Annotated in this window: 1 protein-coding gene; it reads right to left on the reverse strand. The window is 47.8% G+C overall.

Annotated elements, in window-relative coordinates:
* Positions 1–1,133: DUF294 nucleotidyltransferase-like domain-containing protein (locus tag R7E42_RS25070; protein WP_318073250.1), on the reverse strand; the 1,133-nt coding region annotated here is incomplete at both ends.

Here is a 1,133-nt window from a genome sequence, read left to right on the forward strand (position 1 = left end):
TCTGGCTCAATTCCGAGCTCAACATCGGTCGCTTGATGTCGAATTCGTACCATAGAGATGAACTCTAACGCGTCTTTTAAATCCTGTGCTCGACCTTTTGGCAAGATGCCTGCGTCAATAATGTCGTCGAGACGTTCAAACGAGTTTTGTGCACGAGAGCCAACTGCCAAGGCATGCACACGAATCAGATCAACCAGCGGCGCGGTGCCGCGACGCTTTAGGTTGATCGAGTTTTTGTGCTGGCCGTCTTTCTCCATCACAAAATCTTTGAAGAAGCCTAATGGCGGCGTGCGGTTTAGCGCATTTCTAGCCAAACATGCTAAGAAGCGATTATTTTTACGCGCTCGACGCACAATGAAGCTGGTGAGCTGTTCTGCCCATTTTAAGCGGCCATACACGCCATCTAAATCGAAAAATATTGATGCATTCAGTAACGCTTTCGGGTTGGGATCGTCAATCCAGTCAGCGAAACATTCTTCCCATTCGGAGCGAGTCATTCGCCACATCGGGTTTGTGGCCATGATGTCACCGGTACAATATTTGTAACCACAAGCGTCAAGGCCGTCACTGACAAACTTGGCGAGATCTTCAAAGTACTTGCCATGTTTCTCTTCTTGATAGGATTCGTCCAGAATAATGGCGTTGTCTTGGTCAGTAACCAGCAACTGTTCGTCGCGTCCCATTGAACCTAATGCGAGGAAACAATAAGGAATCGGAGGCGCACCAAGTTCTTCTTCGGCCAACTCCAACAAACGCTGTTTGAAACTTCGGCCAATTACCGACATCGCGCTGCCAACCATGTGTGAATTGGCGTCTTCGTTAACCAGACGTACGAAGCTGCTTTTGACTTCTTCTGCGACTGTCGCTAAATCTTCGATGCTTTGCTGCTGAAAAATGCTGCTTACAAGAAGCAGTGAGTTTTGCGATTCATAACGAACAATATCGGTAGTTTCGATGATGCCTATCGGTAGTTGATTTTTGACCACCGGCAGATGATGCACGTTGTAGCGAAGCATGGTCAGCATCGCTTCAAACACATACGCGTTGTAATCGAGCGATACCACGTCGTAGCTCATGACCTCGCTCACCGAGATATTGGTATCAATCCCCTGCGCCAAAACCCGTATACATAA

Origin of the sequence: Vibrio sp. Vb1337 (genome assembly GCF_033338715.1) — a bacterium.
Lineage (GTDB): Bacteria > Pseudomonadota > Gammaproteobacteria > Enterobacterales > Vibrionaceae > Vibrio > Vibrio alginolyticus.